Source organism: Gelidibacter japonicus (genome assembly GCF_010725055.1).
Classification (GTDB): domain Bacteria; phylum Bacteroidota; class Bacteroidia; order Flavobacteriales; family Flavobacteriaceae; genus Gelidibacter; species Gelidibacter japonicus.
Genome location: NZ_BJKB01000004.1, coordinates 287,993 through 297,086, shown reverse-complemented (window position 1 = coordinate 297,086; position 9,094 = coordinate 287,993). Strand labels below are relative to the sequence as shown.

Genomic DNA, 9,094 nt, shown 5'->3' with positions numbered 1-9,094 from the left:
ACCATATAAGCCAACTTTTTCAATTTTTTATTGACGCTATTTTAACCTAGTATATTAAACTATCATACAAAGTTAAACTTAACCAAAAAGAAAATCGTCTAAAAATTACTTTTTAGACGACCTCTTTTATGTTTTGAAGCCAGCTTCTAAACAAACAAAACCTACCAGCTCCCGCCTCCACCTCCGCCGAATCCGCCTCCTGAAGATCCACCGCCTCCCGAGGAACCACTACTGCTTGGCGAACTGACCATTGTAGATTTTGCTGATGACATGGTATTGGCAAAAGAATTCGAAAAACTGTTCATCGTTAAAGGCACTGTTGATGATGAACTATACCATTGAGGTGGTGGCACATTTAAGGCATCAAACTTACTTGCCCATTTATCAAACAAACCAAACGCCAAAGCGTAGCCCATGGTCGTTTCAAAATAATGCGGATCTTCAGTAATCAGCATTTTTAGTTTGTTGACTTCAGCCACCTTTATAAATTGCCTAAAGCCTTTCAACTCAGAGAATGCAGCATTTCCTTTGGCATTCTTTTTTATCATGTACTTGTTCATGAAGAGCAGGATCATCAACAAAATGATCACAGCAAACATGGCAATAAAACCCCAAACAAATAATAGCAATGGTGCCAACACAAGCCCTAATAAAACCAAAGCCACATAAGTAATAATCTGTACGCGCTTGGCACCTTTATCATAATAGGGTTTGGCAGCATTTTTTAAAGTGCTACGGGCACTGCTCATGGTGGTGTAGAACTTATTTTTTAAGCTACTGATGCGCACTTCTGTAGAGTCTGGAATTATAGAACTCCCAAAAAGTCCATTAAAGATGGTCCTTTCATAGCCAGTGGCATCTTCAGGCAACGATTTTAAAGCAATCAGCTTGGTGTCGGCTGATGAAAACCAGCCCTTCTTTGGAATCTCCTCAATTCTCAAAATCCCTTTTGAGCCCCAATAGGGAATCAACGAAATCAGATCAGAAATATCATCGGCGTCATTGATCAAGAATCCAGCCATGGCAGGATCCATCCCGTCAGGCGGAAAATAACTGGTGATACTTACCACTTTATCATCTTTACCATATCGCGACCAAGTCATGTAAAATCCACCGAGCAACACAGCCAACACAAACACCCAACCGTAATCTGTCCAAAAAGGCCATAACGGTTTAATTTCTGCAACGGCATTTGGAGGTAAGTTGATCAGAATAGTCACACTTTGCCCTTGATCAGAAAGAAAAGTAGGTTTGCTTCTGCCTTCTACTGTACCATTCGCTACAGTGAAGTCAATTTCTTGACTTTCGGACGTCTCACCTATATATCCAGAATATACAAACACATCATCAGATCGCACCGTAGCTGAAGACGGCAGATGTATTTTAAATTCAATATTCTTAAAAGTAGTCCTCCAATCGCTGGGCTTTAAATTCCAATAGAATTTGACGCCATCGGTTTCATGTAAAAAAGCATTATGTACTCTATATTTAATTTGATAGTGTTGCGGCCCCATAACAGTCTTGTCAGCATCACCAATTTTTATTTGATAAGTTCCCGACAATTTCTGTTCAAATCCGGATGGTGTTTCAAAGGTGTGTCCAGGCACGTCAACATCACTAATCTTAATTTTTCGAATTTCTTGGTTGCCGGCTTCGGTCAAAAGATCATATTTGGTTTGGATGTCTCTATAAATGCCGTGCTTTGGGATTTCGAAAGTAAGATCGTAGTTTTCCACGACGTCAAAATATCCTTCCTCATGAATAGTAATTTCTACTGTATAATGCTCGACCGTAAAATCTTGGCCATACCCAAAATTCAGGCTCAGAAAAACAAGGAGTAAAAATGATAACTGTTTCATTGACACAAGTCTAAAGTACGCAGAAATGTTGCGCTTCAAAAATTAGCATATAGAAATGCCGGGGGATTCATAGTTAATTAAGTCGCTAAAAACTTACTTTCACATTCTCTCTGCTCGCAGCATCAGCTTCAAAAAAGTCAAAATGTTGGTACTTAAGCATACTAGCAAATAGAGCTCCAGGGAGACTTTCGCCATAGGTATTGTTTTCGCGAACCGTTCCGTTATAATAGCGGCGACTTCGTTCAAGGTTTTCTTCAATCTCATTGAGCTTGTTCTGTAAATCGAGGAAGCTTGCATTCGCTTTTAAGTCAGGATAGGCTTCACTCAGCGCAAAAATACTGCGCAGTGTTTGTTGCAATTGGTTTTCTGCCTTTATCTGTGCATTGATATCGCCATCCGGCACTTGCATTGCCGCATTACGTGCCTGAATGACCTTTTCAAACGTCTCTTTTTCATGTGTGGCATAGCCTTTCACTGTTTCTACAAGGTTGGGGATCAAATCGTAGCGGCGTTTCAGAGCCACATCAATATTGCCCCAAGCATCTTTTACAACATTTCGGTTTTTGGCAAAGTTGTTGAACACTGAGACCATTAAAAAAACAAGTAGGACAATAACGCCCAAAACAATATATCCAATCATAAACAGGTGGTTTTTAACGGAAAATCCATTTTATAATAGAAAATTCGTTCGTTTACAAGATACCAATATAGTGATTTTTGCGGTTTCTTATAAAAATCCTGCCATGTGGATTTATATTTTTTTAATCTCGATGCGCCTGTTTTTGGCCCTGCCTTCATCTGTACTGTTGTCAGCAAGTGGTTGATCCTGCCCAAAGCCAACCGTTTCAATCTTACTACTGCTGATCCCCTTAGTTACTAAAGCCGTTTTTAAGCCGGTGGCACGCTTCTCGGATAATGATTGATTGGAAGCCTTGTTGCCCACATTGTCCGTGTGGCCTTCAACCAAGATGTTGAGCTCAGGATTCTCATTCATCATTTGGTAAAGTTCTTCCACGATATTTTCCGAGTCGCTTTTAATAGCTGATTTTCCGGTTTCGAAATTAATATAGAGTGTAATTGGGAGGCCTGAATTGATTTTCTCGAACATTTCATTGGCGGTAATTTCTTGCTTCATTCCTTGGACGGTCAGTAGAACAAAAGTGAACTGATCAACGGGATTATTGATTAAATCGTAAATTCCCAACCAATATTCGGATCCATCTTTTTGAAGATGGAAGGTCGCACCCGTCCAACCCCCGTCATCCGTAGTTCTGGAATACACTTTCTGTCCACCCATTTTTGCGATTGCATTTTCATAGTTTCTGATGACCTGCAATTTACTTGGTAAATTTGGAACGAAAGGACCGTCATAAGTGTAAAGGATATCAATGAGTGTACCTTCTAATATTTGGGTTTTGTCATTGCACATCATAAACTCATATTCATTATAGTTCTCTTTGCATCCGTCGATATAGTAGTTTTCAAGACGGTTAAAAAACGGATGGTCTTTACATCCCTCCGCGTCCATTTCCTGGGCGAAAAGCAGGCTTGTAACACAAAACATTATAAGCAAACTGCTAAATTTTAAACTCGAATTTTTCATGATATTAGTTTTTAGGATTTTGAACTTGGCTCCACCTCGTTATATTTCCATTTCGTATAAAAAATATATCCAAGAAAGGAAAGCTGAACCTAATGGATACCTAAATAAAAAGGATTCATATTCAAGCTATGAAGTTATGCCAGACAGAATTTCTTTGATTGGAAAAAAGTCCCATTTATTATTCCCCGTCCGACCTTCCGGAAAACAGTTTTACAATATTGAGATTGCGGTTAAAAAAATATCCAGGCGTTTCGCCTACGATGGACTTGAAGTCGTTTATGAAATGGGATTGATCATAATAATTACCATCAAATACCAAACTTTGATAATCGACAGCATTCTCATCTTTTATCTTTGTCCATAAATAATCTAACCGAACAATCCTAGCGAAAGTTTTAGGGCTCACGCCCGTACGCTTGACGAATTTCCGTAGCAAGGTACTTTTACTGGCATGACACTCTTGAAAAATGACTTTTAGTGGTGTCGTGATACTCTTTTCAACAATTTTAGCATAGAGTATATCCACAGCATCTGGAGAATAAGCTGTCTTTTGCATTTTATTGATAAACTCCGAAAAGTAAGCGATTCGTTCATCTGGGGTCGTAAGATTTGCCAGTGATTCCCAGATCTTAAAAAAAACAGCTTGCGGCAAATTTATACTTCACTTTGAAACGGGGGACAAGTCAACCCCAAATAAACGCGAGAACACAGTGGCATTGCAAGCAATTGCAAAGGAGTCCAACTCTCCTTCAAAAGTCAATGTAAAAGCTTCGGGCACAATGGGCGCCACAAAAAAAGGTTCTAATTTTATAGGTGGTTCTTGAGTTATGAGAGGTCGGTCTTTAAAATGGAATAATAGGTAGATAAAAGGACGGGGAATAAATTTGTCGGAAACAGATGGACCCTTAAATTGATAAGCTTCATACCGCCGAATTAGCCAAGCGTCACTTTTATCTCCTTTTACCATGTTGATACTACCCATCTCGATATCATCTTCTAAGTATAAAAATAACATAAATACTGCTTCATTTTTTAACGATTGCCCGAATTCATGTTTTTTTCAGACTTCGTTAAATCCAGCACCAAAAAAAAAGATCAATTTTATCATTTGATACCTTGCTTTCTCCTCTTTTTAAACTTAGATCTCAATCTAATCCTATCATTTTATGGCAATAAAAAACACCGTTGAAAAAAATAATCGCACACAAAATATAAAATTAATTCCTAAATTAGTGTTTCATAAATGGTTGCAGTATCCTTGTCATCTCTATATTGAAAGGTAGGTTGAAGTTATTTTGGATATTGCCGCTACCAATTGCCTCAAGAAGGATTTCATGCGCCACGCTACTTTTTAATGTCTATCCTTTGTTAAGGATGGCAACCATATAAGTTGGAAAAATCAAGTAGGTTCAATAATACCAATTCAATACTATTTCATTTTAAGTTGTACAGAAAAGCTATATTGCAAAGACATAAATCCAATGACATTCTTGATTCTAATTTTATAAAATGGAAAAAACAAAGCTACATCTATTGCTTGCAGATGACGATATAGACGACTGCGATTTTTTTAAGGACGCCATAGATGAGATATCGGGCGCTTGCGAGCTGACCATTTTAAACAACGGCGTTGAGCTTATGGGTTTTTTAGTCAACGACCCACACACTCATCCAAATTTAATTTTTTTGGACCTCAACATGCCAAAGAAATCGGGAATGGAATGTATTGCAGAAATTAAAGCTTCAGATAACTTATCGCATATCCCAATTATTATTTACTCTACTTCGCTTGATCATACTGTAGTCAATAGTTTATATGACATGGGGGCCCATCATTACATCCAAAAACCAGCCGAATTTGAAAGTATAAAAAGCGTTATTAATAAAGTAGTCACGCTGTTTGGCGATACTTCCATTCAACAACGTTCGCGAGATAATTTTATCATTCGACCTTAAGCAATCGCATGGCCAAAAACGATATAAAATATAATTTTCTAAATGGTGGCGGCAAAATGGGCAATCTGATCAGAGCCAAAGATTGGAGCAAAACACCATTAGGAGATCCTGCGATCTGGCCTGAGAGTTTAAAAACCATGGTCAGTGTCATGCTCAATAATCCTTTTGGAATGTATATAGCCTGGGGTAAAGACTATACCCAGATCTATAATGACGGGTATCGTCCTATTTTGGGCGACAACAAACATCCTCAAGCTTTAGGCATCAGTACAAAAGAAACCTTCTCAGAGGCTTGGCACATCATAGGACCAATGTTTGAAGGTGTGATGGAAGGAGAGCCTATTGGTTTTCCGGATTTTCTGCTACCATTAAATCGATATGGAGAAATTGAAAACTATTATTTTAATTTTGCATACAGCCCTATAAAAACAGCCTCTGGAGAGGTGGGCGGAGTTCTGGTGACCGTAATAGAAACAACCAATAAAAAGAAAGCAGAAGACGCTTTAAAAGAGAAAAAAAACGAACTCGAGTTTGTTATAGAGACTACTCAGTTAGGCACTTTTGATTATAACCCCAAAACCAATAAGTTCTCTGCAAACACCAAGTTAAAGACCTGGTTTGGCCTGCCACACGATGAGGAAATTAAACTGGAAGATGCTCTGGAAGCAGTTGTAAAAGACGATAGACAACGTGTAATGAATGCCATTGCGAAAGTTTTGGAATATGATTCGTCAGGAATCTATGATATAGAATACACTATAGTAAACGCATCATCAAAGTCACAAACAATTGTCCATGCCAAAGGCAGAGCATTTTTTAATGAAGACCATATAGCTTACCGATTGACCGGGACCTTGGAAGATGTCACCAATAGGGCCTTGGAAAGAAAAAAAATAGAAGAAAGTGAAAGGCTGCTTCGATTCATGATTCTTCAAGCACCAGTTGCCATAGCTATTATGAGGGGAGATGATTACCGTGTGGAAATCGCCAATAAATTGGCACTCGAAATATGGGGAAGAACTGAGGAACAGATCTTGAACAAACCTATTTTTGAAGCCATGCCGGAGCTTTTGTCGCAAGGGATAAAAGATTTTGTGGATGATGTGGTCAAAACCGGAAACCGTTTTTCAACATCAGAAATGCCAGTTAGTTTTACGGTAAATGGCGAAAATATACTTGTTTACATCAATTTTTCATTTGAAGCACTTTATGATATCGAAGGACAGATCAATGGGATAATGGCAATAGGTGTCGATGTGACACCGCAGGTAGAAGCAAGGAAAAAAGTAGAAGAGAGTGAACAAGGCATTCGTGCTTTAGTAGAAAGTGCGCCTTTCCCTATCGGAGTTTTTGCAGGAGAAGACATGCGGATATCTCTTGCCAATCAATCAATCATGGATGCCTGGGGAAAAGGGAACGATGTGGTGGGGAAATTATATTCAGACATTCTGCCAGAATTTGGAAGCCAACATATTTTTGACCAGATACGTAAGGTACTGCGCACCGGAATCCCCTTTCACGCCAAAAACCAAAAGGTTGAAATCGTCAAAAATGGAGAATTAAGTTCCTATTATTATAATTATAGTTTCACTCCACTTGTAGATGTGGACGGCAATGTCCATTCTGTAATGAACACGGCTGCGGAAGTCACTGAACTTCATCAAGCCAAGCAAAAAGTAGAGGAAAGCGAAAAAAGGTTCCGGGATACGGTAATGCAAGCCCCTTTGGGTATTGTTATTTTCCGAGGCCCAGAAAATGTGATTGAACTGGCCAACGAAAGTTATCTGCAGTTAATTGACAAAACCGAAAAACAATTCGTAGGCAAACCTCTTTTTGAAACCTTACCCGAAGTTAAGGACATCATGGCACCCATCATTGCCAATTTATATGCGACAGGAAATCCGTTCTACGGTTATGAATTTCCAATTAAATTAAACCGCCATGGCACAACAGAAACTGGCTATTATAATTTTGTTTACCATCCTTTAAAAGAAAACAATTCCATAAGTGGTGTTATGGTAGTTGCCACAGAGGTTACTGCAACGGTTAAGGCAAAACATCTCATAGAAGAAAATGAAGAAAAACTAAAACTCATTATTCAGGCCAGCGAATTAGGTGTTTACGACGTCAATTTGAAATCTGGCGAAATCATTGCTTCTGAACGTTGTTATGAAATTTTAGGATTCCCTGAAAAAACGCATTTATCCCATAAAGATATTATTACCACCATCCATCCGGAGGATCTCCTTATCCGGAAGAAAGCCTTTGAAAAAGCTTTTGCAGAAGGGACACTTCACTATCAATCAAGAGTGATCTGGAAAGACCAATCCATACATTGGATTGACGCCAAAGGCAAGGTGTTTTATGATAAAAAAAATGAGCCAATCCGATTACTAGGTACCGTAAGAGACATTACTGAAGAACGCACTTTTCAGCAACAGCTATTGGAAAGGGAAGAAAAATTCAGGCTCCTCGCTGATTCCATGCCGCAACATGTTTGGACTTCAGACCCCGAAGGCAATCTCAATTACTTTAATCAATCAGTTTTTGATTATTCAGGATTGACTCCCGAAAAGATTATTGAAGACGGATGGTTACAGATTGTGCATCCAGACGACTGGGAAGAAAACATCAAACAGTGGAACGACGCCGTCAGAACAGGAAATGATTTCTTGATAGAGCACCGTTTCAGAAAGTACAATGGCGAATATCGTTGGCAGTTAAGCCGTGCCATTCCACAGAAAGATGTTGATGGAAACATAAAAATGTGGGTAGGATCCAGTACCGATATTCAGGAGCAAAAAATGTTTACAACTGAATTGGAGAACATGGTGCAATTACGAACCAACGAATTAGAGGAAAAGAACATAGATCTTGAAAAAATAAATAAGGAGCTACAGTCCTTTGTCTATATTTCAAGTCATGATTTACAGGAGCCTTTACGAAAAATCCAAACTTTCTCGTCCCGGATTTTAGAAACCGAATATAATATACTATCGGACAGAGCCAAGAAGTATTTTACAAGAATGCAGAAGTCGGCTTACAGAATGCAAAACTTAATCCAGGATCTAATCGCATATTCAAGAACCAACGTTCAAGAAATAAAGTTTGAGATCGTTGATCTTTTGGATGTTATCGACGATCTTAAAGAGGCTCTAAGTGAAGAGTTGGAAGAAAACAAGGTCACTTTTAAACTTCATAATATGTGTGAGATTGAAGTGATTCCAGTACAGTTTAAACAAGTCATGCATAATTTGATCAGCAATTCCATAAAGTTTTCCAAAACTAATCAGCCAATAGTCATCAATATTAATTGTGAAAAGGTAGAAGCTAAGAAACTGGACCTTCCTTCATTATCAAATCATGAAAGTTTTTACCATATAAGCTACTCAGATAACGGTATTGGTTTTGAACCAGAATACAACGAAAAGATATTTGAAGTGTTCCAACGCCTGCACAGTAAAGACGACTATTCAGGAACTGGAATTGGGCTCGCCATTGTTAAAAAAATCATTGAAAATCATGAAGGAGCAATTATAGCGAGTGGGAATTTGAACCAAGGTGCCAGTTTTGATATGTATATCCCAGCTAAATAAATGGAGTTTAAAAACGGGTTTTAGAATAACATTCATGGCTTTTGAGATAAAAAAAATAGTGGTAAAACCTAAATAATAGT

Annotated in this window: 7 protein-coding genes; 2 read left to right on the top strand and 5 right to left on the bottom strand. The window is 38.4% G+C overall.

From position 1 onward, the window contains the following. Positions 1-161: 161 nt before the first annotated feature. From G6N06_RS06640 to G6N06_RS06620, 5 genes are all read right to left on the bottom strand, one after another. Positions 162-1,859, bottom strand: a complete 1,698-nt coding sequence (locus G6N06_RS06640; protein WP_163515273.1) for a DUF2207 domain-containing protein — start codon at positions 1,857-1,859, stop codon at positions 162-164. Between the two features lie 85 nt (positions 1,860-1,944). After that, entirely contained in the window at positions 1,945-2,499 is a 555-nt protein-coding gene (locus G6N06_RS06635) for a LemA family protein (protein ID WP_163515272.1), read from the bottom strand. Between the two features lie 111 nt (positions 2,500-2,610). Beyond that, a complete protein-coding gene (locus G6N06_RS06630; protein ID WP_163515271.1) occupies positions 2,611-3,462 on the bottom strand; it encodes an OmpA family protein in 852 nt (283 codons plus the stop codon). 178 nt (positions 3,463-3,640) lie between these two features. Further along, positions 3,641-4,018 (bottom strand): helix-turn-helix domain-containing protein, encoded by a 378-nt coding sequence (locus tag G6N06_RS06625; RefSeq protein WP_163515270.1) that lies wholly within the window; start codon positions 4,016-4,018, stop codon positions 3,641-3,643. Between the two features lie 105 nt (positions 4,019-4,123). Then, the gene (locus tag G6N06_RS06620) at positions 4,124-4,477 is read right to left on the bottom strand and encodes a hypothetical protein (RefSeq protein ID WP_163515269.1); all 354 of its coding nucleotides are present in this window, start codon (positions 4,475-4,477) and stop codon (positions 4,124-4,126) included. 494 nt (positions 4,478-4,971) lie between these two features. Here G6N06_RS06620 and G6N06_RS06615 point away from each other — a divergent pair, with 494 nt between their 5' ends. Next, on the top strand, positions 4,972-5,418 hold the full coding sequence (locus G6N06_RS06615) for a response regulator (protein WP_163515268.1): 447 nt from the start codon (positions 4,972-4,974) through the stop codon (positions 5,416-5,418). A gap of 8 nt (positions 5,419-5,426) precedes the next feature. Further along, complete coding sequence (locus tag G6N06_RS06610; protein ID WP_163515267.1) at positions 5,427-9,014, top strand: PAS domain-containing sensor histidine kinase; 3,588 nt, start codon at positions 5,427-5,429, stop codon at positions 9,012-9,014. The last annotated feature ends 80 nt before the right edge of the window (positions 9,015-9,094 follow it).

Excerpts from the sequence above, each read along its gene's own strand:
- G6N06_RS06625 (WP_163515270.1), bottom strand. The coding sequence starts at position 4,018 with ATGCAAAAGACAGCTTATTCTCCAGATGCTGTGGATATACTCTATGCT.
- G6N06_RS06640 (WP_163515273.1), bottom strand. The coding sequence starts at position 1,859 with ATGAAACAGTTATCATTTTTACTCCTTGTTTTTCTGAGCCTGAATTTT.
- G6N06_RS06630 (WP_163515271.1), bottom strand. The coding sequence starts at position 3,462 with ATGAAAAATTCGAGTTTAAAATTTAGCAGTTTGCTTATAATGTTTTGT.
- G6N06_RS06615 (WP_163515268.1), top strand. The coding sequence starts at position 4,972 with ATGGAAAAAACAAAGCTACATCTATTGCTTGCAGATGACGATATAGAC.
- G6N06_RS06620 (WP_163515269.1), bottom strand. The coding sequence starts at position 4,477 with ATGTTATTTTTATACTTAGAAGATGATATCGAGATGGGTAGTATCAAC.
- G6N06_RS06635 (WP_163515272.1), bottom strand. The coding sequence starts at position 2,499 with ATGATTGGATATATTGTTTTGGGCGTTATTGTCCTACTTGTTTTTTTA.
- G6N06_RS06610 (WP_163515267.1), top strand. The coding sequence starts at position 5,427 with ATGGCCAAAAACGATATAAAATATAATTTTCTAAATGGTGGCGGCAAA.